Consider the following 672-nt stretch of genomic DNA (forward strand, 5'->3'; position numbering starts at 1 on the left):
AACCGCGCAACCATGTCCGTGCGTCAGGTTGGTTCTAGTATCAAACCATTTATTTACTCAGCCGCTATCGATAAAGGCCTAACGTTAGCAACTCTGATCAACGATGCGCCAATCAACAAATGGGACGCAGGTTCAGGCTCAGCATGGCGACCAAAGAACTCACCTCCAACTTACGGTGGTCCAACTCGCCTTCGCATTGGCTTAGCGCAATCGAAAAACGTAATGGCGGTTCGTACCTTACGTGAAGTGGGTCTGGATGAAACTCGTCAGTACCTAACTCGCTTTGGATTCGATATCAACGAAGTGCCTCGCTCAGAAACTATCGCCTTGGGTGCGGGTAGCTTAACACCAATGAAAGTGGCGCAAGGTTACTCGGTTTTTGCAAACGGCGGTTACTATGTTGAGCCGTTCTATGTCGAACGCGTTGAAGATGCATTTGGCGAAGTTTTGTTTAAAGCCAACCCTAAGAGCGTTTGTCATCAAGATTGCCCACAAATGAGCCCACAACCAGAAATGGATCGCTTTGCCAGTGAGTTCGGTGAGCAAGACGTTGCCGTTGATGGCCAAGCTCCAGAGAACGCACTAGAAAATGATGAACCAAAATACGCACCACAAGTGATCTCTGAACAAAACGCATTCTTGATGCGTGAAATGATGTACAGCAACATCTGG

At 48.1% G+C, this 672-nt stretch carries 1 protein-coding gene; it reads left to right on the top strand.

Annotation, left to right across the window (positions count from 1 at the left end):
- A partial coding sequence (locus R7Z77_RS25915; protein ID WP_318137119.1) for a penicillin-binding transpeptidase domain-containing protein occupies positions 1–672 on the top strand: 672 nt, incomplete at both ends.

The organism is Vibrio sp. 1401, from assembly GCF_033340295.1.